19 protein-coding genes and 2 tRNA genes are annotated in these 21,438 nt (G+C 39.0%); 19 read left to right on the top strand and 2 right to left on the bottom strand.

The genetic code is table 11. From position 1 onward, the window contains the following. Positions 1-103 precede the first annotated feature (103 nt). The 4 genes from pdhA (at position 104) to HW278_RS01405 (ending at position 5,013) form a co-directional block, all read left to right on the top strand. Complete coding sequence (gene pdhA / locus HW278_RS01420) at positions 104-1,102, top strand: pyruvate dehydrogenase (acetyl-transferring) E1 component subunit alpha (RefSeq protein ID WP_002672792.1); 999 nt, start codon at positions 104-106, stop codon at positions 1,100-1,102. Between the two features lie 36 nt (positions 1,103-1,138). Continuing rightward, a complete protein-coding gene (locus HW278_RS01415; RefSeq protein WP_178976703.1) occupies positions 1,139-2,755 on the top strand; it encodes a pyruvate dehydrogenase complex dihydrolipoamide acetyltransferase in 1,617 nt (538 codons plus the stop codon). A 214-nt stretch (positions 2,756-2,969) separates the two neighbouring features. Beyond that, positions 2,970-3,845 carry a succinate--CoA ligase subunit alpha gene (gene sucD, locus HW278_RS01410; protein WP_002672787.1) on the top strand — a complete coding sequence of 292 codons (876 nt, stop codon included), beginning with the start codon at positions 2,970-2,972 and terminating at the stop codon, positions 3,843-3,845. A gap of 16 nt (positions 3,846-3,861) precedes the next feature. After that, positions 3,862-5,013, top strand: a complete 1,152-nt coding sequence (locus HW278_RS01405) for a serine hydrolase domain-containing protein (RefSeq protein ID WP_178976702.1) — start codon at positions 3,862-3,864, stop codon at positions 5,011-5,013. Positions 5,014-5,071: 58 nt separating this feature from the next. Here HW278_RS01405 and HW278_RS01400 read toward each other — a convergent pair whose 3' ends face one another. Continuing rightward, positions 5,072-5,482, bottom strand: coding sequence for a BrxA/BrxB family bacilliredoxin (locus HW278_RS01400; RefSeq protein ID WP_009410210.1), 411 nt, complete (start codon positions 5,480-5,482; stop codon positions 5,072-5,074). Between the two features lie 114 nt (positions 5,483-5,596). On the opposite strand from HW278_RS01400, the gene HW278_RS01395 reads away from it, so the two are divergent. The 12 genes from HW278_RS01395 (at position 5,597) to HW278_RS01340 (ending at position 18,743) form a co-directional block, all read left to right on the top strand. Continuing rightward, positions 5,597-6,859: an acetyl-CoA hydrolase/transferase family protein gene (locus HW278_RS01395; protein WP_002672781.1), complete on the top strand. Its 1,263-nt coding sequence runs from the start codon at positions 5,597-5,599 to the stop codon at positions 6,857-6,859. A gap of 549 nt (positions 6,860-7,408) precedes the next feature. Further along, entirely contained in the window at positions 7,409-9,862 is a 2,454-nt protein-coding gene (gene lon / locus HW278_RS01390; protein WP_178976701.1) for an endopeptidase La, read from the top strand. Between the two features lie 37 nt (positions 9,863-9,899). Beyond that, positions 9,900-10,571 (top strand): GTP cyclohydrolase I FolE, encoded by a 672-nt coding sequence (gene folE, locus HW278_RS01385; protein ID WP_009410213.1) that lies wholly within the window; start codon positions 9,900-9,902, stop codon positions 10,569-10,571. Between the two features lie 376 nt (positions 10,572-10,947). Next, the gene (locus HW278_RS01380; protein WP_178976700.1) at positions 10,948-12,303 is read left to right on the top strand and encodes a Na(+)-translocating NADH-quinone reductase subunit A; all 1,356 of its coding nucleotides are present in this window, start codon (positions 10,948-10,950) and stop codon (positions 12,301-12,303) included. Positions 12,304-12,343: 40 nt separating this feature from the next. Next, positions 12,344-13,219: a hypothetical protein gene (locus tag HW278_RS01375; protein ID WP_178976699.1), complete on the top strand. Its 876-nt coding sequence runs from the start codon at positions 12,344-12,346 to the stop codon at positions 13,217-13,219. A gap of 5 nt (positions 13,220-13,224) precedes the next feature. Continuing rightward, positions 13,225-13,749, top strand: coding sequence for a ClbS/DfsB family four-helix bundle protein (locus HW278_RS01370; protein ID WP_009410217.1), 525 nt, complete (start codon positions 13,225-13,227; stop codon positions 13,747-13,749). Continuing rightward, positions 13,746-14,975, top strand: coding sequence for an NADH:ubiquinone reductase (Na(+)-transporting) subunit B (locus HW278_RS01365; protein WP_178976698.1), 1,230 nt, complete (start codon positions 13,746-13,748; stop codon positions 14,973-14,975). Before HW278_RS01370 ends, HW278_RS01365 begins: the two co-directional genes overlap by 4 nt. Positions 14,976-14,978: 3 nt before the next feature. Beyond that, complete coding sequence (locus tag HW278_RS01360) at positions 14,979-15,716, top strand: Na(+)-translocating NADH-quinone reductase subunit C (protein ID WP_178976697.1); 738 nt, start codon at positions 14,979-14,981, stop codon at positions 15,714-15,716. A gap of 6 nt (positions 15,717-15,722) precedes the next feature. Then, positions 15,723-16,370 carry an NADH:ubiquinone reductase (Na(+)-transporting) subunit D gene (locus tag HW278_RS01355; protein WP_009410220.1) on the top strand — a complete coding sequence of 216 codons (648 nt, stop codon included), beginning with the start codon at positions 15,723-15,725 and terminating at the stop codon, positions 16,368-16,370. Between the two features lie 20 nt (positions 16,371-16,390). Continuing rightward, positions 16,391-17,134, top strand: a complete 744-nt coding sequence (gene nqrE, locus HW278_RS01350) for an NADH:ubiquinone reductase (Na(+)-transporting) subunit E (protein WP_009410221.1) — start codon at positions 16,391-16,393, stop codon at positions 17,132-17,134. Then, a complete protein-coding gene (nqrF, locus tag HW278_RS01345) occupies positions 17,118-18,431 on the top strand; it encodes an NADH:ubiquinone reductase (Na(+)-transporting) subunit F (protein WP_009410222.1) in 1,314 nt (437 codons plus the stop codon). Before nqrE ends, nqrF begins: the two co-directional genes overlap by 17 nt. Before the next feature lie 150 nt (positions 18,432-18,581). Next, positions 18,582-18,743 (top strand): hypothetical protein, encoded by a 162-nt coding sequence (locus HW278_RS01340; RefSeq protein WP_178976696.1) that lies wholly within the window; start codon positions 18,582-18,584, stop codon positions 18,741-18,743. Between the two features lie 83 nt (positions 18,744-18,826). On the opposite strand, the gene HW278_RS01335 is transcribed toward HW278_RS01340, so the two are convergent. After that, a tRNA-Ala gene (locus tag HW278_RS01335) sits at positions 18,827-18,900 on the bottom strand. Between the two features lie 89 nt (positions 18,901-18,989). Here HW278_RS01335 and HW278_RS01330 point away from each other — a divergent pair. The 3 genes from HW278_RS01330 to HW278_RS01320 all read left to right on the top strand — a co-directional run bounded on the left by HW278_RS01330 (position 18,990) and on the right by HW278_RS01320 (position 21,006). Continuing rightward, on the top strand, positions 18,990-19,757 hold the full coding sequence (locus tag HW278_RS01330) for an enoyl-CoA hydratase/isomerase family protein (RefSeq protein ID WP_009420359.1): 768 nt from the start codon (positions 18,990-18,992) through the stop codon (positions 19,755-19,757). Then, entirely contained in the window at positions 19,754-20,863 is a 1,110-nt protein-coding gene (alr, locus tag HW278_RS01325; RefSeq protein WP_178976695.1) for an alanine racemase, read from the top strand. The genes HW278_RS01330 and alr overlap by 4 nt, the downstream gene beginning before the upstream one ends. A 70-nt stretch (positions 20,864-20,933) precedes the next feature. After that, a tRNA-Met gene (locus tag HW278_RS01320) sits at positions 20,934-21,006 on the top strand. Positions 21,007-21,438: the final 432 nt, after the last annotated feature.

Here is a 21,438-nt window from a genome sequence, read left to right as displayed (position 1 = left end):
ATAAACAAAGGAAGAGTCAATTTAAGAGGGACTCATAGCGGAACATAATAGAAAATATACTATTGTAAGAATACTAATAGACTTTTATATACATCAAAAACCAATGAAAAAATTTGATAAAGAAGTGTACCTAAAATGGTACGAGGATATGCTTTTTTGGAGGAAATTTGAAGATAAACTCGCTGCAGTTTATATTCAACAAAAAGTAAGGGGGTTCTTGCACCTATACAACGGTCAAGAAGCGGTAGCTGCAGGTTGTTTGCACGCTATTGACCCTACCAAAGACAAAATGATTACTTCTTACCGTTGCCACGTACACCCCATAGGTTTGGGCGTAGACCCTAAACGTATTATGGCTGAATTGTACGGTAAAGGTACAGGTACTTCTCACGGTTTAGGAGGCTCTATGCACATCTTTTCGAAAGAACATCACTTCTATGGTGGTCACGGTATCGTAGGAGGACAGATTGCATTGGGTGCTGGTTTGGCTTTTGCCGATAAGTACTTCAATAGAGAGGCGGTTACACTTACCTTTATGGGTGATGGTGCGGTGCGTCAAGGAGCTTTTCACGAAACAATGAATATGGCTATGTTGTGGAAATTGCCTGTGGTTTTTATTGTAGAAAACAATCACTACGCAATGGGTACATCGGTGGAAAGAACTGCTAACCACGTGGATATTTGGAAACTCGGGTTGGGTTACCAAATGCCTTGCCAACCCGTAGATGGCATGCACCCTGAAACAGTAGCCGAAGCGGTGTATGAGGCAGTAGAACGCGCTCGCCGTGGAGAAGGTCCCACTTTGCTTGACATTCGTACTTATCGTTATCGTGGACACTCAATGTCGGATGCGCAACACTACCGTACTAAAGAAGAGGTGGAAGAGTACAAAAAACAAGACCCAATCACCAATGTACTTGCGGTTATCAAAGAGAAGAAATATGCTACCGATGCTGAGTTAGAAGCTATCGACGAACGTGTGAAAGAACGTGTGGCTGAGTGTGAGAAATTTGCAGAAGAATCACCTTATCCAGAAACACATATTATGTATGATGTGGTTTACGACCAAGAAAATTACCCTTTCTTGCCCAGTAGATTATAATAAAAAAGGAAACACTAATTAAATATAACAACATAAATGGCAGAAATTATTACTATGCCACGTTTGAGCGACACTATGGAAGAGGGTGTTGTAGCAAAGTGGCTTAAAAAAGTAGGCGATAAAGTAAATGAAGGCGATATCTTAGCAGAAATCGAGACGGATAAAGCTACGATGGAATTTGAATCATTCCATACAGGAACCTTATTGTATATAGGTTTAAAAGAAGGAGAAAGTGCTAAAGTAGATACCTTATTGGCTATCATAGGTAAAGAGGGTGAAGATATTTCGGCACTTATAGCTGGAGGAGCTCAAGCATCGGCTCCTAAAGCTGAAGAAGCAAAACCTGTTGCTGAGGTAACTACGGCTCCTGTTGCTGGTGCTACTATACCAGCAGGAGTAGAAGTGGTAACAATGCCTCGACTCAGTGATACAATGACGGAAGGTACTGTGGCTTCTTGGCTCAAAAAGGTAGGTGATACTGTAAAAGAAGGTGATATCTTAGCTGAAATTGAAACCGATAAGGCTACAATGGAGTTTGAATCATTTTATTCAGGTACTTTATTGTATATAGGTTTAAAAGAAGGAGAAAGTGCAGCAGTAGATTCATTATTGGCGATTATAGGTCCTGCGGGTACTGATGTGAACGCAGTTTTGGCAGCCGTGAAAGCTGGCGGAGCTTCAACTTCGGCTCCTGCAACTCCTAAGGCTGAAAGCAAACCGGCTGAAACAGCCACATCAGCCACTACTTCGGTAGCTAATGCAAACGACCGCGTATTTGCTTCTCCTTTGGCTAAGAAAATAGCACAAGATAAAGGTATTAACCTTACTGAGGTGAAAGGAACAGGTGAAAACGGACGTATTGTAAAGAAAGACGTAGAAAACTTTACACCAAGTGCTAAGGTTGCTACGGCTACTACGGCTACACCTGCAGCCGCTAGCGCAGCTATTCCAACTGTAATTCCTGTGGGAGTGGAAGTAACTGAAGAGGTGAAAAACTCACAAATGCGCAAAACGATTGCGAAACGTTTGGCAGAATCTAAATTTACTGCACCTCACTACTATTTGGCAATAGAAATTGATATGGATAACGCGATGGAATCTCGCGCTCAAATCAACAATTTGCCAGACACCAAAATATCTTTCAACGATATGGTAGTGAAAGCCTGCGCAATGGCACTTAAAAAACACCCTCAAGTAAATACTTCTTGGAAAGGCGATACAACCCTTTACAACAAGCACGTGAATGTAGGGGTGGCTGTGGCTATTGAAGATGGCTTGGTAGTACCTGTTATCAAGTTTACGGATACTTTAACGCTTACTCAAATAGGCGCCTTGGTAAAAGACTTGGCTGGTAAGGCACGCAACAAGAAACTTACTCCTGCCGAAATGGAAGGAAGCACTTTCACCGTGTCTAACTTGGGTATGTTTGGGGTAGATGTATTTACTTCTATCATCAATCAGCCAAACTCTGCTATTCTTTCAGTAGGAGCTATTGTTGAGAAACCTGTAGTGAAAAACGGACAAATAGTAGTAGGTCACACTATGCAAGTAACTCTTGCTTGCGACCACCGTACTATCGACGGGGCTACTGGAGCTCAATTCTTACAAACACTCAAAGCTTATATTGAGAATCCTGTAACAATGCTCGCATAACGAGTGTTGGGGACAGCATATTACAAAAGGGTTACCTATGTGGGTAGCCCTTTTTTGTTATGAGAATAGATGAAAAAGGTAACACTGCAATAGATTGATAATTAATATGATAAAAAGAAGAACGTAAAATAATAATCGATTTCTTTACGAAAGATTTTGAAAGTATAGAAGTTTTATTTATCTTTGCTATAAGAAAACAAAAAAAATAATTGCAATGAGTGTATTAGTTAATAAGAATTCAAAAGTAATAGTACAAGGTTTCACAGGAAGCGAAGGTACTTTTCACGCTGAACAAATGATTGCATATGGCACTAATGTGGTAGGAGGAATTACCCCTAATAAAGGAGGGCAAACACATTTAGGAAAGCCAGTGTTTAATACGGTAGCTGATGCTGTGAAGGCAACAGGAGCTGATGTATCTATTATTTTTGTACCACCCGCTTTTGCAGCTGATGCTATTATGGAAGCTGCTGATGCAGGGATAAAAGTAATTATTACTATTACAGAAGGGATTCCGGTAGCTGATATGGTGAAAGTAGCAGCCTACATAAAGAATAGAGATTGCCGCTTGGTAGGTCCTAACTGTCCGGGAGTGATTACGCCTGAAGAAGCAAAAGTAGGCATTATGCCAGGCTTTATCTTTAAGAAAGGACACGTGGGGATAGTTTCGAAATCAGGGACACTTACCTATGAGGCAGCTGACCAAATTGTAAGGCAAGGATTAGGGATTACCACAGCTATTGGTATTGGAGGAGACCCTATTATTGGTACTACTACTAAAGAGGCTGTAGAATTATTGATGAATGACCCAGAGACTCATTGTATTGTGATGATAGGTGAAATAGGAGGACAGTTAGAGCCAGAAGCAGCCCGATGGATAAAAGCCAATGGTAATAAAAAGCCTGTAGTTAGTTTTATAGCAGGTGAAACAGCTCCTAAAGGAAGAACAATGGGACACGCCGGGGCTATAGTAGGAGGTGCTGATGATACAGCTGAAGCTAAAAAACGTATTTTACGCGAATGTGGTGTTCACGTAGTAGATTCGCCTGCTAAAATAGGGGAGAAGGTAGCTGAAATAATGAAAAAATAGCATTTGTTAATAATTTATGAAGAAACTAATACTTATTGTTTTGTTTAGCACTATTATTTCATTTTTTAATTCATTATTTGCACAAAAGAAGCTTCAAGATGTAGACGTATTTAAAAGAAATCCTTCTGAAGTAATCTCGTTTGACGATGCACGTACTGAAGGTGAGAAAATATTACAATACCTAATACAAGAACAAATTATACCAGGAGCCTCTGTAACTGTAGCCAAACAAGGGAAAATAATATGGCAAAGAGGTTATGGATATGCTGATATTACCAAAAAGACAACTATTGACCCTAAGAATACGCTATTTAGGGTAGCGAGTATGTCGAAAGCTATTACAGGAATGGTACTGGCTAGACTGCAAGAGCAAAAGAAGTTTGACTGGAATACTTCAATTTATGAATATATACCTGATTACCCGCAAAAGCCTTTTGATTTTACCGTGAAACAACTTGCAGGACACTTAGCAGGCATACGCACTTATAGGGCTAATGAATATACTTTAAATAAAGCTTACAGTATTGAACAGGGAGTGAATTTATTTAAAGATGACATATTACAGTCGGCACCAGGAACAAAGTTTTTGTATAGTAGCTACGGTATAAATTTGATTTCATTGGCTATAGAAAAGTGTTTGAATGAGAAGTTTGAGAATGTGGCTAAAGAGGAAGTGTTTAAGCCTTTGAATATGTGGCGCACTTTCCCTGATAGAGGAAAAATAATTAAAGATGAGGCTACACCTTATTCAAGGTCTAAAAAAGGAGGACTCACCAAAGCTCCTGATGTGAATAACTACTTTAAGCTGGCAGGAGGAGGCTTTCTTTCTACTTCTAACGATATTGCTAAAATGGGAATTGCCATAGAGCGCCATAATTTTCTTTCTCAGCCTATAGAAAACGAGATGCTAAAAAAGCAATGTACTTTTGATGATACTGAGGTGAGTTATGGTATATGTTGGCAAAACCAGCGAGACTGGAATGGGCGTGATTATTTTGGACACACAGGAATGGGAGTGGGAGGTTACGGTTGGCTATCAGTATACCCAAATGAGCAACTGGTAATTGTATTGCTGTTTAATGTAACTGACCCGCAAATTAATATCTACTTACAACGCTTAACCGACTTTATTATTGAAGGGGCAGAGCGTATTCCTAATCAGTATTAAAAAATCCTTTTGTGATATCTTTGGTATCACAAAAGGATTTTTTAGAAATGAAAATTGATTAACAAAATTCATTATAGGCTTGTTGGAGATTTTCAGCGATAGCTTCAGCCATTCTACCTTCGATATGATGGCGTTCCAACATATGCACTAATTCACCATCTTTAAACAGAGCTATACTAGGAGAGGAGGGAGGAAAAGGAAGCATAAAGTTACGAGCTTCTTCAGTAGCCTCTCTATCGACCCCAGCAAAAACAGTGGTAAGATGGTCGGGTTTCTTAGCGTTTTGCAAGCTGTAAATTACTGCAGGTCGCGCATTACGGGCAGCACAACCACATACAGAGTTTACTACCACGAGGGTAGTACCTGCTCTTTTCAATGCTTCTCTTACAGCCTCAGCTGTTTTTAATTCTTCAAAACCAACCGCTGTTAGTTCTTCTATCATTGGTTTAACCAATTCAGGTGGATACATAATACTTCGTTTTTAAAATTGGGGACAAAGGTACTAAAAAAAATTATATTACTAATTATTTTGCCAATTGGATTTAATGTAGTACTTTTGAGCCATTAACTAATATTATTTTAAATGGCAAAAATTACGACTGCTCAAGAAGCCTTAAAGGTTGTAAAGAGTGGTGACTTTGTTTATATTCACGGAGGCGCTGCTGTACCTGAAATACTTGTAGATGCTCTTGTAGAGCGTGCATCAGAACTACGCAATGTAAGTATAGGGCACATTCACATTGAGGGAGACGCTCCTTATGCTGACCCTAAATACAAGGATAGTTTTTATGTAAATTCTTTTTTTCTATCGAGGAATGTGCGAGATATTATGAAAAATGGGAATGGTTCCTATACCCCTATTTTTTTAAGTGATATGCCTTTATTATTTGATAGGAAGCACGTTAAAGTAGATGTAGTGCTTATACAAGTATCGCCTCCTGATAAGTTTGGTTTTTGTTCTATGGGTGTGAGTGTAGAGGCTTGTAAATCGGCGATACGCAATGCAAAATATGTGATTGCAAAAGTAAACAAGCAAATGCCTCGTACTTACGGTGACGCCCTTCTACATATTGATGAAATAGACTTCTTAGTGGAACACGATGCTCCTATCTTCTCATTGCATCTTACAGAACCTGATACTATTGAAAAACAAATAGCCCGACATATTGTGCCTCTTATTGAGGACGGTAGTACATTGCAATTGGGTATTGGTAACATTCCTAATGCTACTTTGGGAGAGATGGGACACCTAAAAAACTTAGGTATTCATACAGAACTGCTCACAGAAGGAGTGCTTGATTTGGTGAAAAAGGGCGTGATTAATGGTTATGAAAAGAAGATAGACAAAGGCAAGATTATAGCTTCGTTTGTGATGGGTACACAAGAGTTATATGATTTTATTGACAAAAATCCATCAGTGGAAATAGCTGAAGCTTCGTACACTAATGAGGTGTCGGTGATACGTCAGAACCCGAAAATGATATCTATCAATTCAGCAATAGAGGTGGATCTTACGGGACAGGTGTGTGCTGATTCTATTGGAACAACTATTTATTCAGGATTTGGTGGACAGATAGACTTTGTAAGAGGTGCAATGCTTAGTGAAGGAGGTAAATCAATCATTGCGTTTCCTTCGACCACAAACAAAGGAGAGAGCAAGATTGTGCCTTTTCTTAAACAAGGGGCAGGTGTGGTAACCACTCGTGCTCACGTGCAGTATATCGTTACTGAATATGGTGTGGCTGAGCTTTTTGGCAAGAATTTATGTGAAAGGGCTAAGGCATTGATTGCAATAGCGCACCCTAACCACCGTGAAAACTTAGAGAGGAGTTTTATGATGAAATAGGGTAGTGAGAGCCGCAATTAGCAAATGAGGTGCGAGCCGCACGGGCTATTAACTTTGGCAAAGTTTGAGATGAAAAAGCGATGTGTTGGGGCGGTTAGGAGGAGACGGAAGATATCGGAGGAGAACGGAAGAGAGCTGAGAAGAATTTTGGTGAAAAAAGGCTGTAAGGAGGGTGTGGTTAGCTTATAGAGAGCTTATAGGAAGCTTATACGAATCTTGGACGATTGGTATAGGAAGGGTATATAAATAATTGATTCATAATATCATACAACAATGCAAAAAATGTTAAAAACGGAGTTTCGAGGCGAAAGAAAGGGAAAAGACACTAGACCTTAGGTCATAGGCAATAGGGGGGAGTGTGACGGTAAAGACGGAGTAAAGAAGAAAGTAAGAAGGAGGTAATTTTTATGGCACACCTATTGTAATACATAGGAAGCAATGTACATTTTGTAGTATATAAGAAATTGATTTTAAACTGTATAGATATAATGAGAATATTTATATAGACAAGTGACTACTGACAAAATGGCATATAGTAACGATCTAAATATGAATATAGGAAATTTTGACAGCCTTTTGGCTGAACATATAGACGAAGATACAGAGTTCATTCCGCTTCTTACTTTGGAAGATGAAGAAGAGATAGAACGCGAACGCATACCACACGTGTTACCTATTCTTCCCTTGAAAAACACTGTGCTATTTCCAGGAGTAGTAGTGCCTATCAGTGCGGGGAGAGATGCGTCTATTCACCTTATCAACGAGGCATATGCTACTACTAAGACTATTGGTGTTGTAGCTCAATTAGACGAGAAGACCGAAATACCCGAGGGCAAAGACCTCTTCCGTTTTGGTACGGTAGCCCGTATTCTCAGAGTTTTGAAAATGCCTGACGGCAATGTAACTATTATCATTCAGGGTAAAAAGCGCTTCGAAATAGAGAGTATTGTAGAAGAAAAGCCATACATCAAAGCGATGATAAAAGAGATGCCGGATGTGAAACCCGATGCGAACGATAAGGAGTTTGAAGCGACTATTGAAGCTGTGAAAGACCTCTCTATCAAGATTGTACAAGAAAATCCGAATATCCCTTCGGAAGCGGCTTTTGCTATTAGGAATATAGAGAGCACATCGTTCCTGATTAACTTTATATCGTCCAATATGAATGCTACCGTTTTGGAAAAGCAAGGCGTATTGGAAATTGACGAACTAAAAGAGCGCGCTACGGCTATCTTAAAATATTTGAACATCGACTTGCAACGCCTTACCTTGCGTAACGAAGTACAGTCGAAAACGCGTATTGACATCGACCAGCAACAGCGTGAATACTTCTTGCACCAGCAGATGCGTACTATTCAGGAAGAATTAGGAGGCGTGTCGTACGAGCAAGAGATGGAAGAGCTGAAAAAGAAAGCTAAAACCAAGAAATGGGACGACAAGATAAAAGAGCTCTTTGAAAAGGAACTGAGCAAATTGCAACGTACCAATCCTAATAGTCCAGATTATGGCATTCAGCGTAATTACTTAGAAGTATTATTGGAATTGCCTTGGAATGAGTATTCTAAAGACAACTTTGACCTAAAACGCGCTCAGAAAATTCTCGATAAGGAACACTACGGATTAGAAGAGGTGAAACGCCGTATCATAGAGTATTTGGCGGTGCTTAAACTCCGTAATGATATGAAATCACCTATCTTGTGCTTCTATGGGCCTCCTGGGGTAGGGAAGACCTCCTTAGGACGCTCTATTGCCAAAGCTTTGAGCCGTGAGTACGTGCGTATGTCGTTAGGAGGTTTGCATGATGAGGCAGAGATACGCGGTCACCGTAAAACCTATATCGGGGCAATGCCGGGGCGTATTTTGCAACAGCTTAAAAAAGCTAAGACTTCTAACCCTGTATTTGTATTAGATGAGATAGATAAATTAGGAAACAATAGTTACCAAGGCGATCCTTCTTCGGCTATGCTAGAAGTGCTCGACCCTGAGCAAAATAAAGAGTTTTACGACAACTTCCTCGAGATGGGTTACGACCTTTCTAAGGTGATGTTCATCGCTACTGCGAACGACCTTTCGACCATACAGCCTGCTTTGCTAGACCGTATGGAACTCATCAACGTAACGGGTTATACCATAGAGGAAAAGACCGAGATAGCTAAACGTCACTTATTACCTAAGCAACTCAAAGAACACGGTATGAAAACTACCGACTTGCAATTAGGCAAAAAGGAAATAGAACGTATTGTGGAAGGTTATACTCGCGAATCGGGGGTACGCGCTTTGGAAAAAGAAATAGCAAAAGTAGTGCGCTACGGAGCTAAAAACTTAGCAATGGAAGAAACCTATGACCCTAAACTTACCGTAGAGACCATAGAAAAAATATTGGGGCCTGCCCGCTTAGAACGCGATAAATACGAAGATAACGAGGTAGCTGGCGTAGTTACTGGATTGGCGTGGACGAGTGTAGGAGGAGATATTCTGTTTATAGAATCTGCCTTATCGAAAGGTAAGGGGGTGCTTAATATCACGGGTAATTTAGGTCAGGTGATGAAAGAATCGGCTACTATTGCTTTGGAATACCTAAAAGCCAATGCTGAGCGCTATAACCTCAATGTGAAACTCTTTGATAGTTACGATGTGCATATACACGTACCCGAAGGGGCAACCCCTAAAGATGGCCCGAGTGCGGGTATTGCGATGCTTACCTCACTAATGTCGCTCTTTACTCAAAAGAGAGTGAAAAAACACTTGGCAATGACCGGAGAGATTACTTTGCGTGGAAAGGTACTACCGGTAGGTGGACTTAAAGAGAAGATTTTGGCAGGGAAACGCGCAGGTATTAAAGAATATATTTTGTGCAAAGACAACGAGAAAGATATCTTGGAAATCAAGCAAGAATATCTTAAAGGACTTACTTTTCATTATGTAACGGATATGGAAGAAGTGATACGTTTGGCAATTACCAATCAAGATGTAAAACACAAAAAAGTTTTAACCTTTGAGTAATAATTAGTACTTTTGCACTTTCATAAGATAAAGAACAATGAATAAAAATCAAGAAGAAGATATATTAGGAGATAACCATATAGCAACTTCGGCAGTTACACCACTTAGAGCAGATGCTTTTCAGATGAGTGAAACCGAAAAGATAGCGGAAATAGAAACTCACGTACGTGCTATTTTGCATACTTTGGGAATGGATTTAACCGATGATAGTTTGAAAGGCACTCCCAGGCGTGTAGCTAAGATGTTTGTAAAAGAGATTTTTGGAGGCTTATTACCAGAGCGAAAACCTTCGATGTCTACTTTCGAGAACTCTTACCATTATGGTGAGATGTTGGTAGAGAAGAATATTGTAGTGTATTCCACTTGTGAACACCACTTGTTACCTATTGTAGGGCGTGCTCACGTAGGCTATATTTCTAACGGTAAAGTGTTAGGGCTTTCGAAGATGAATCGTATTGTAGAGTATTATGCGAAACGTCCGCAAGTGCAGGAACGTCTTACGATGCAAATAGTACAAGAGATGCAACGCGCTCTCGGTACCGAAGATGTGGCTTGTATTATAGATGCCAAACACCTATGTGTGAACTCTCGCGGTATAGAAGATATTGATAGCAGTACGGTTACTGCTGAGTTTGGTGGTAAATTCAAAGACCCTGAGGTAAGAAAGGAGTTCTTAGAATATATAAAATTAGACACGAGATTCCATTAAACTAATGTAAGTTTGATGTAAGGAGGTGATGTTGTGTTTCAGAAAGCTGTAGCACGGCAGGTAATAGAAAATAATATTTGTTATATTGAGCAGATGTTAATTAAAAGAATAAAATACCCCTAAAAGTTTAGATACTTTTAGGGGCATTTTTTATGAATAAAGATTTTAGGAGAGGGAAAGGTAAAGAATAGTAGTTTAAATATTGAATTTTAAAAGTTTATAGATGAAATAGGAGGCTATTTTTTAGCTGTGAAATAGGAAGATATTATACGTAAATTTCATATGTTGAGCTAAAAAAAAGGAGTAGATTATTTTAAATCAAAAATAAATTTGTATATTTGCACCTAATTTAATAAAACTAACTAATATTATTTATATGTCAAACGACATCCGCATTCGAAAAGGGTTAGACATACACTTGGAAGGCGAGGCTGATAAAACTACACAACAGCTTCCGCTTGCCTCTTTGTATGGTATTAAACCCAATGATTTTCACGGTGTTATTCCTAAGCTTTTATTGCGTGAGGGTAATGAAGTGAAAGCAGGTGAAGCACTATTCTTTTCAAAGAGTGATGAGCGTGTTTTGTTCCCTTCTCCGGTAAGTGGTACCATTAAGGAGATTGTACGAGGTGAGCGTCGTAAAGTGTTGGAAATACACATTGCGCCCAGTCAAGAACAAACCTTCAAAGACTATGGGAAGAAAGACGTAGAAGAGATGCAGGGTGAAGATATTAAGGCACACCTCCTTTCAGCAGGTTGCTGGCCTTTTATCAAACAACGCCCTTATGACGTGATTGCCAATCCCGACGGGAAGCCTAAGGCTATCTTTGTGTCGGCTTGCAAAACCAATCCGCTCGCTCCCGATTACGACTATGTGCTCAAAGGAAAAGAGCAAGTTCTGCAAACCGCTCTTACCGCCTTAGCTAAACTCACCACAGGGAAAGTACACGTGTCCGTTTTCAAAGACAGCTCGTTGTCACCTTTCCGCAACCTTAAGGGCATAGTGGTGCACAATGTGTCAGGACCTCACCCAGCAGGGAACGTCAGTACACAAATAGCCCAAATCAGTCCGATAAACAAAGGTGAAGTGGTATGGGTGGTAACGCCTCAAGATTTGGTGGTGATAGGAGAACTCTTCTTAACAGGTAAAGTGAACCTCACCCGTACAGTAGCTCTTACAGGTTCGCGCATTGAGAAACCTCACTATGTTACAGCCCTTGCTGGAGCTCAAATCAGTGGCGTCGTGGGTAGCCAGGTAAAAGACGTGGCTGCAACCCGTATTATTAGCGGTGATGTGCTTACTGGTACTAAGGTGAGTGAAACAGGCTTCTTAGGTTTTTACGACGACCAAATTACAGCAATTCCCGAAGGAAATGATTATGATTTGTTCGGTTGGGCAAAACCAGTAGCCAACAAGATTTCGCTTACACGTTCGCTTACTTTCTCGTGGTTGAACCCTAAGAAAAAGTACGACCTCAATACCAATACCAATGGTGAACAACGCGCTTTTGTGGTAACAGGTATGTACGAAGAGGTTTTCCCGTTGGATATTTATCCGATGCAACTGCTCAAAGCCTGCTTGTATAAGGATTTGGACGAGTTGGAAAACTTAGGAGCTTACGAAGTAGCACCAGAAGATTTTGCACTTACTGAATTTGTATGTGTATCTAAACAACCACATCAGCAAATTATCAGAGATGGACTTGATTTAATGATGGCGGAATTAGGTTGATTCATATAAAAGTAAGTAAACAGTTTTAAATAATTGAAATATGTCTAATTATTACAAACCTTCAGGGAAGTTTTCACCTATATCATTTGTGTATTTCATATTAGTATGTACAATAGCATTGCCTATATTGGCAACTATTTATGCGTACTTAATATGGTATATTCCAATTATATATCTTAACTTCTTAGTAACATTTGGTTTTGGTTTTGCTATAGCCTTTACTGTTGGTTATTTAGTAGTTAGATTGGGTAAAGTACGTAATTATGGCTTAGCTATTTTGTTTGCTCTCATAGCATCACTTGTTGCTTATTATCTTCAATGGGTAGTATGGGCTGATTTGGCTATTAATACGAGTGAAGTGTATGGTAATAAGCAAATAGGTGTAGCCGTAAGTAATGTGCAAATTGAACAATTGCTGTACTTATTAGGGCATCCATCAGACCTTTTTGGATTGATAGGACTTATCAATGAAGAAGGGACGTGGGCTATAAAAGGGAATACTGTGAGTGGAGTTTTCCTTACTATTATTTGGATAATTGAATTCTTAGTAATTGTGATTATGGGAATAGTTGCCTCTGTAGGTAGAGCTAAAGAGCCTTTTAACGAGCTTGCAGATGAGTGGTTTAAAGAAGAAGAATTACCTGCTTTTTCTTATATAGAAAATGTAAGTGACTTTAAACAACAAGCTGAACAAAGTAATTGGGAACAACTTTCTACAGTTATTCAAAGAGGTGATAAAGGAACTAACCATAGTGTTTTTACTTTGTATACCTCGGCTAATGAGTATTATCTTTCAGTTTCTAACGCTACAGCAAAAAAGAATAAGAAAGATAAGATAGAGTTTGATACCGAAGATTTTATAAAATATCTCAGTATTGATAAAACTGTTTATGACTTATTGAAAAGTAAAATCTAAACATTATGGCACGTCCGCAATCTAAATTAGGGCTTGTAGTATCAGCAGAAAGAAATTACAATGAATTGATTTCTTTGATTGATACTATTCCCGAAGACAAACGAGAAAAGGAGTTTCCTAAGGGAACAATGAATCGAAATCTCCGAGATGTACTCGGGCATTTATATCATTGGCATTTGCTTTTTTTATCTTGGTATGAGGAAGGAATGAAAGGAGGTAAACCTAAAATACCCAAAGAGGGTTATACTATGAAAGACACTCCTAAATTAAATCGAGAGATATGGAAGAGTTGCCAAAAAGTACCGTTTTCTAAAATGTTTTCTCTGTTTAAAGATTCACATAGTAAGGTTTTTCATATTATAGAAAGTCATACTGATGAGGAACTTTTTACAAAGAAAAGATATCCTTGGACGAAGACAACTTCGTTAGGTTCTTATTTAGTTTCGGCAACATCAAGTCATTACGATTGGGCTTTAAAACTAATTCGTAAATCAATAAAAAAGAATAATTACTTATCATCAAGAAAATGAGTTTAAAAAGTAAATTAAATACATTAAAAGAAAAGTATAAAGGAACGAAGATGGAGACGACTTTCAACGCCCTCCACACATTCCTCTATACGCCTAATGAGGTAACCCACGGAGGTACCCACATTAAGGCTGCTGACGACCTAAAACGAACAATGAATATGGTGGTTTTGGCACTGATTCCTTGTTTGATTTTCGGTATTTTCAATATAGGTTACCAGCACGAAGTGGCTTTCGGTCACTTAACACACCCCGCCGAAGGCTTAGCTTTTTGTAGTGGAGATTTTTGGAATTGGACAAATTTTAGTATTGGTTTTATAAAAGTATTTCCTCTTGTAGTAGTGTCGTACGTAGTAGGGTTGGGCATTGAGTTTATCTTTGCTACCATCCGTGGTCACGAAGTAGAGGAAGGATACTTGGTAACCGGTATGTTAGTGCCACTTATCGTTCCAGTAGATATTCCACTTTGGATGCTTGCTGTAGCAGTAGCCTTTGGAGTAATCATCGGTAAAGAGGTATTCGGGGGTACAGGTATGAATATCTTAAACCCTGCGCTTACCATTCGCGCCTTCTTATTCTTTGCTTATCCTACTTCAATGACAGGGGATAAAGTATGGGTAACAGGTGTATTAGATCGTTCTAAAGAAATTGCTGCTGGGGCAAACTTAGATGCTGTTTCAGGCGAAACTATCTTAGGTAATTTAGCGCAAGGACACCCTATTCACTATACCGATTCTGACCTTCTTTTTGGTTTTATACCAGGTTCAGTAGGTGAAACTTCTACTATCATTATCCTCTTAGCAGGTTTATTCCTCATCTATACCAAAATTGCTTCTTGGCGTGTGATGGTTAGTATGTTTATAGGAGCTTGGGTAATGGGTGCTATTTTCAACGCTTTAGCACCAAGTATGGTAGGCACTTCTTTCTACGCTATTTGGAGCGTACCAGCTTATCAGCACTTGCTCATTGGAGGTTTGGCTTTCGGAGCTGTATTTATGGCTACCGACCCAGTTACAGCAGCACAAACGAATACTGGTAAGTATATCTATGGCTTCTTAGCTGGTTTCATTGCTATTGCTATCCGTTGCTTCAACCCTGCTTATCCTGAAGGGGTAATGCTTGCTATCCTATTAATGAACGTATTGGCTCCTACTATCGACCACTTCGTAGTACAAGCTAATGTATCTCGTCGTAAAAAACGTTTAAAAACAGTTACTAAAACCGCATAAATTATGGCAGTAAAAACAGAAAGTAATTCGTATACAGTGATTTTCGCCATTATAATGGTGGTAATCGTAGGAGCTTTGCTCGCTGGTATTTCGTCAGCATTGAGCAGCGATATCAGTAACAATAAAAAGTTAGAAAAGAAACAGAACATCCTCTATGCTATGGGTGTAAATCACAACCAAGGTGAGCTCGGAGGAGGTAAAGTAGAGTTTCTTTCTACAACTGATGCTGAAAAAGAGTTCCCTAACTATGTGAAAGAACAATATCTTATCAAAGGGAATACCGCTGAAAAAGTAGAAGGTGCTAACGACCTTATTAACTTCAACGGTCATCGCGAAGGTTTGCCTCTTTATGTAGGTGAAAAAGATGGAACTACCCTCTACATCATTCCCGTAAACGGACGTGGTTTGTGGGATGCTATTTGGGGATATATAGCCGTAGATAAAGACCTTATCGTACGTGGCGTTTTCTTCGACCACAAAGGAGAAACTGCTGGTTTAGGAGCTAATATCAAAGAACGTTTCTTTATGGACGACTTTATCGGGGAACATTTATTGGATGTTGCTGGTAACTTCCAAAGCATTCAAATTTCAAAAAGCAATGGTGACCCTGAAAACAAACGTAAAGAAGATGGGAAAATAGATGCTATTGCAGGAGCTACCCTTACTGGTAATGGAGTGCAAGCAATGATACGCGATGGCATAGAGCCTTATATATCCTATATTAAAAGTTTAAACAAATAAGAGACTATGGGACTATCAAAAAAAGATACAAAATTAGTAACCGACCCTCTATGGGATAACAACCCCGTAACGGTACAAGTATTAGGAATTTGTTCAGCTTTAGCGATTACAGCGCAATTGAGAGCCGCTATTGTAATGAGTCTTTCCTTTACCTTTGTACTTGTAATGGGTAACGTAACCATTTCTTTACTTAGAAATGTAATACCACCTAAAATCCGTATCATTGCCCAGCTAATTGTAGCAGCTGCTTTGGTAATCGTGGTGGACTTTGTGCTGAAAGCCTATGTGTACGACCTTAGCAAACAGCTATCGGTATATGTAGGGCTTATCATCACTAACTGTATTTTGATGGGACGCTTTGAGGCGTTTGCCTTAGGAAATCCTCCAGGAAAATCGTTCTTAGATGCTATTGGTAATGCAGGTGGTTATTCTATCGCTTTGCTTATCGTCGCCTTCTTCCGTGAACTATTAGGTTCAGGCACTTTGCTCGGTTTCCAAGTATTAGGAGACCCTATTAAGAAAACAGGTGTATATGCTTGGGGCTATGAAAACAACGGTTTTATGTTGTTAGCGCCTATGGCATTAGTAACTTACGGTATAGTAGTGTGGGTACAACGTTCACGTAATAAAGCCTTGATAGAAGACAGTCATTAATCATTTAAAAAGAAAAGAAAATGTTAGAATATTTAACACTGATTTTTAAATCGGTATTCGTAGAGAATATGATTTTCGCTACCTTCTTAGGTATGTGTTCGTACTTGGCTGTATCTAAAAAAGTATCTACTGCCATAGGCTTAGGAGCTGCTGTTATTTTTGTACAGACTCTTACCGTACCTATGAACTACTTGTTGAACCAGTATATCCTCAAAGAAGGTGCTTTAGCTTGGTTAGGTCCAGAGTATGCTAATTATGATTTGAGCTTCCTTACCTATATCTTGTTCATTGCCACTGTAGCTACGATGGTGCAGTTGGTAGAGATTATTGTAGAGAAGTTTTCTCCATCGTTATATAACTCGTTGGGTATTTTCTTGCCTTTGATAGCCGTAAACTGTGCTATCTTAGGAGGGTCACTCTTTATGCAATCACGTGAGGAAACTATTCACTCTTTTGGTCTTTCAGTAGCCTACGGGTTCAGTTCAGGATTGGGATGGGCTATCGCTATCTTAGCGTTGGCAGCTATCCGTGAGAAAATACGTTATTCACACGTACCTGCACCCTTGCGTGGCTTGGGTATCACCTTTATCACTACAGGGCTTATGGCTATCGGCTTTATGAGTTTTGGTGGTATGCTTACAGGTGGTAGTAGCAAAAAGGAAGCTAAAGAAGCTCCTAAACAAGAGACTACTATCCAACAAGAAGTTAAAACTGATAAATTAGCTCATAACACAAAAGATTTAAGCAATGATATTAGCAAGTGAAATATTAACAACTATTACGGTAACGGTAATAGGATTATTGGTAATAATCCTGCTGTTAGTAGCTATTTTGCTTTACGTAAAACAGAAACTAACCCCATCGGGACCTGTGAAAATTACAATTAATAAAGACAAAGTAATTGAAGTGCCTATTGGCGGTTCATTGCTTTCTACTTTGGGTAACGAGAAGATTTTCTTGCCATCAGCTTGTGGTGGTAAGGGGTCTTGTTTACAATGTAAATGCCACGTGTATGAGGGAGGAGGAGAGGCTCTTCCTACAGAAACGCCTCACTTTACAAAGAAGGAACTCAAAGAAGGTATGCGTTTAGCTTGCCAAGTGAAAGTAAAACAAGATATGCAAATAGGCGTGCCAGAGCAAGTGTTTGGTATCAAGAAATGGGAAGCTACTGTAGTGAGCAACTATAATGTGGCTTCATTTATTAAAGAGTTTGTGGTAGAACTCCCAGAGGATATGGACTACAAACCAGGAGGATACATTCAGATTGAAATTCCTGCTTGTGAAGTTAAATATTCTGATATTGACATCACTGCACACCCTAAAGAACACCCAGGAGAGCCTGATAAATTCAGAATGGAGTGGGATAAGTTTAAGTTATGGCCTCTTGTAATGAAGAATCCAGAACCGGCAGAGCGTGCTTACTCTATGGCTTCCTATCCAGCAGAGGGACGCCGTATAATGTTGAATGTGCGTATCGCTACGCCTCCTTTTGATAGAGCTAAAGGAGGATGGATGGACGTAAATCCTGGGGTAGCTTCTTCTTATATTTTCTCACGTAAACCAGGTGACAAGGTAACCATCTCAGGACCTTATGGTGAGTTCTTCATCAATGATTCTAACGCTGAGATGTTATATGTAGGAGGGGGAGCTGGTATGGCGCCTATGCGTTCGCACTTGTATCACCTCTTTAAAACTTTAAAAACTAATAGGAAAGTTACTTATTGGTACGGAGGTCGTTCAAAACGCGAGTTGTTCTATGTAGAACATTTCCGTGAATTAGAGCGCGAATTCCCTAACTTTAGATTCTTTATTGTACTTTCTGAACCACTACCTGAAGATAATTGGAAAGTGAAGAAAGATATTAATGATCCTGAAGGCGATGGTTTCTTAGGATTTGTTCACAACGCTGTAATTGAACAGTATTTGAGCAAACACGAAGCCCCAGAGGATATAGAATTGTACTTCTGCGGTCCTCCAATGATGAACAAAGCCGTTCAGAAAATGGGACAAGACTTTGGTATGCCTGATGAAAACATTCGTTTCGACGACTTTGGTGGTTAATAACTACCTACATTATACAAAAATCCGACTTAGTAATAGGTCGGATTTTTTTATTGATAATGGAATGAGAGAAAAAACTAATAACGTCGATAATGTCAATAATGCCAGAATAAGGTATGCTTAGCTTATAGAAAACTTATATGAAAGACGGTGCGAGCCGCACGGGCAGATGAAGGAAAGACGAACAAAAGACGAACAAAAGACGAACAAAAGACGAACAAAAGACGAACAAAAGACGAACAAAAGACGAACAAAAGACGGTGCGAGTCGCACGGGCAAATGAACAATGAACGAAGGAATGACGAAAGATAAACAGAGTGAGCTTCGCAGACAGAAGAAGAATAAACAAAGAAAAGATGATTAAAAGTAGAACTTTTAATCATCTTTTTTGCTTGTGGAGAAGATGGGGCTCGAACCCACGACCTTTTGGCTGCCAGCCAAACGCTCTAGCCAACTGAGCTACATCCCCGTTTGTGAGCGCAAAGGTAAAATATTTTTTCTAATTACCAAACCTATTTGCGAAAAAAGTTATACTTTTGCCATAAATTTATAATAACAATGACTGATAGATTGCAAGGTTCGTTATATACGAAAATAGATAAAAAACTGGCTGTTACTACTTTTGGACATCCTAATGCGAATTCCTTCCCTTTGGAGTTGCTAAACAGACTTACCAAAGAAATTGATGCGCTTTCTGAAAATGAAGAAGTAAGCATTATACTTCTCAAGAGTGAAGGAGATAGAGCCTTTTGTGCAGGAGCTTCTTTTGACGAACTCTTAGCCGTTAGCAATGAAGAAGAAGGAAAACGTTTCTTTGAGGGCTTTGCGCATCTTTTTTTGGCGATGCGTCGCTGTAAAAAACTTATTATTGGGCGCGCTCAAGGCAAGGCTGTTGGCGGAGGAGTGGGCTTACTTGCTACCTTAGACTATGTGTTTGCTACCGAAACAGCGAGTATCAAGCTATCGGAACTTTCACTGGGCATAGGCCCTTTTGTGATTGCTCCTGCAATCTTACGTAAAGCCGGACAAGCAACGCTCAACGAGCTTTTTATGGCTCCTGACCAATGGAAAAGTGCTTATTGGGCTCAACAGAAAGGGTTGATTGCTCGCGTGTTCGAAAATACAAAAGATATGGACGAAGCGATAGACCATTTTATAGATACGCTTCTGAAATCCAACCCAGTAGCTTTGTCGGAAATGAAACGCATCACTTGGCAACACACTGAGCATTGGGAACAAGAGCTCATAAATAACGCAGCTATTTCAGGAAAATTAGTACTTTCAGAGCAAACAAGATTAATGTTAGAAAAATTGAAGAATAAATGAAAACAGAAGAAACCGTTTTAGAAATCAACCTTACCGACTTAGAAAAAAACGTTCTTTACTTAAAAAGCCGACTCAAACCTACAACTTTGTTTTTGGGAGTGGTAAAAGCTTCCTCTTATGGGAATAATTCAGTACCTATAGCTTTACATTTGCAAAAGAAAGGATTGGCGAATTACTTTGCAGTTGCCTACACTTCCGAAGGTAAAGCTTTGAGAGAAGCAGGTATTACACTTCCTATATTGGTGTTACACCCACAACCTATTAATTTTGATGATATTGTAAAATATCAATTAGAACCGACATTATATTCACAGCGTATTACAAAGCTATTCTTGGAGTATGCTGAGAAACACCATTTGGTAAAATATCCTGTGCACCTTAAATGTAACACAGGGCTTAATCGCTTGGGGTTTGATTTAAATGAAATAGACCAAGAGCTTACTTTGTTAAAAAATAATACTACGGTGACAGTGAAAACGGCTTATTCTCATTTAGCGGCTTCAGAGGATATGAATGAGAAAGAGTTTACTGAAAATCAGATTAAGACTTTTATTGCTTTTCAAGAAAAGATAAACAAAACTTTCTCTCATAAAGTAATTTACCACCAGTGTAATACTTCAGGTATACTGAATTATGCCCACGCTCAGTTTGATATGGTGCGTTGTGGTATAGGAATGTATGGCTTTGCCAATGACGCTCAGCTACAACAATATCTTACGCCTATTATGACTCTCAAAAGCGTTATCTCACAAATACACACTTTGCAAGTAGGTGATAGTTTAGGTTATAATCGCGGTTACATTGCTGACCATATTACTAAAACAGCCACTATACCAGTAGGTCACGCTGATGGAATCAACCGTATTTACGGTAAGGGGAAAGGCTTTGTATTTATCAATGGGAAGAAAGCGCCTATTATAGGTAATGTGTGTATGGATATGATATTGGTAGACGTTACTAATATTCCTTGTGAAGAGGGAGGAGAGGTAATTGTATTTGATAAAGACCATACAGCTGAGACATTAGCTGAATCGGCAGGTACAATTTCGTATGAACTTATTACCTCTATGGCGCACAGAATCAAGAGAGTATATATAGAAGAGTGAAAAGTGTAAAAAATAATACCTAAAAAATTTTGGTATATAAAAAAAAGGTTGTACTTTTGCACCCAGAAATCGCGGGATAGAGCAGTAGGTAGCTCGTCGGGCTCATAACCCGAAGGTCACTGGTTCGAGTCCAGTTCCCGCTACAAAATAGGCGTAATTAGTTTGATAATCAACTAATTACGCCTAACTTCTTAAAATAAGTGCATCGGATTTGTGGCTATTTTCCTGCACGAGGAAGGTAGCCGTAAATAGAAAACATCTCTTCACTTTTTATATAAAGTAATTTAGCAATATTTAATTTAACGCTATAGATATTTTTAATGTGTCTTATATATTTGTTAGATAAAATATTATTGAAATCGTATTTTATTTCTGCAAAAAGAAAAGTTTTTACAACTTAAAAAACATCTAAAATGCATTTGGGTAAAACTTTAACAAGACTTTAACATAGTGTAAAATATTGGAAATGAAAAACCTATATTTTTTTTGATTTAAAAACGTAAAAATATATACTTTAATGATGTGTAATTAAAAAAAAAAGATTACTTTTGTCGCACTAACTCTGTATACATAAT

Origin of the sequence: Capnocytophaga sp. oral taxon 902 (assembly GCF_013394735.1) — a bacterium.
Taxonomy (GTDB): domain Bacteria; phylum Bacteroidota; class Bacteroidia; order Flavobacteriales; family Flavobacteriaceae; genus Capnocytophaga; species Capnocytophaga ochracea.
Note: the sequence above shows the minus strand (reverse complement) of the source record. Positions and strands in the feature narration are given on the sequence as shown.

Coding starts and splice junctions, on each gene's coding strand:
- pdhA (WP_002672792.1), top strand. CDS start 104: ATGAAAAAATTTGATAAAGAAGTGTACCTAAAATGGTACGAGGATATG.
- HW278_RS01415 (WP_178976703.1), top strand. CDS start 1,139: ATGGCAGAAATTATTACTATGCCACGTTTGAGCGACACTATGGAAGAG.
- sucD (WP_002672787.1), top strand. CDS start 2,970: ATGAGTGTATTAGTTAATAAGAATTCAAAAGTAATAGTACAAGGTTTC.
- HW278_RS01405 (WP_178976702.1), top strand. CDS start 3,862: ATGAAGAAACTAATACTTATTGTTTTGTTTAGCACTATTATTTCATTT.
- HW278_RS01400 (WP_009410210.1), bottom strand. CDS start 5,482: ATGTATCCACCTGAATTGGTTAAACCAATGATAGAAGAACTAACAGCG.
- HW278_RS01395 (WP_002672781.1), top strand. CDS start 5,597: ATGGCAAAAATTACGACTGCTCAAGAAGCCTTAAAGGTTGTAAAGAGT.
- lon (WP_178976701.1), top strand. CDS start 7,409: ATGAATATAGGAAATTTTGACAGCCTTTTGGCTGAACATATAGACGAA.
- folE (WP_009410213.1), top strand. CDS start 9,900: ATGAATAAAAATCAAGAAGAAGATATATTAGGAGATAACCATATAGCA.
- HW278_RS01380 (WP_178976700.1), top strand. CDS start 10,948: ATGTCAAACGACATCCGCATTCGAAAAGGGTTAGACATACACTTGGAA.
- HW278_RS01375 (WP_178976699.1), top strand. CDS start 12,344: ATGTCTAATTATTACAAACCTTCAGGGAAGTTTTCACCTATATCATTT.
- HW278_RS01370 (WP_009410217.1), top strand. CDS start 13,225: ATGGCACGTCCGCAATCTAAATTAGGGCTTGTAGTATCAGCAGAAAGA.
- HW278_RS01365 (WP_178976698.1), top strand. CDS start 13,746: ATGAGTTTAAAAAGTAAATTAAATACATTAAAAGAAAAGTATAAAGGA.
- HW278_RS01360 (WP_178976697.1), top strand. CDS start 14,979: ATGGCAGTAAAAACAGAAAGTAATTCGTATACAGTGATTTTCGCCATT.
- HW278_RS01355 (WP_009410220.1), top strand. CDS start 15,723: ATGGGACTATCAAAAAAAGATACAAAATTAGTAACCGACCCTCTATGG.
- nqrE (WP_009410221.1), top strand. CDS start 16,391: ATGTTAGAATATTTAACACTGATTTTTAAATCGGTATTCGTAGAGAAT.
- nqrF (WP_009410222.1), top strand. CDS start 17,118: ATGATATTAGCAAGTGAAATATTAACAACTATTACGGTAACGGTAATA.
- HW278_RS01330 (WP_009420359.1), top strand. CDS start 18,990: ATGACTGATAGATTGCAAGGTTCGTTATATACGAAAATAGATAAAAAA.
- alr (WP_178976695.1), top strand. CDS start 19,754: ATGAAAACAGAAGAAACCGTTTTAGAAATCAACCTTACCGACTTAGAA.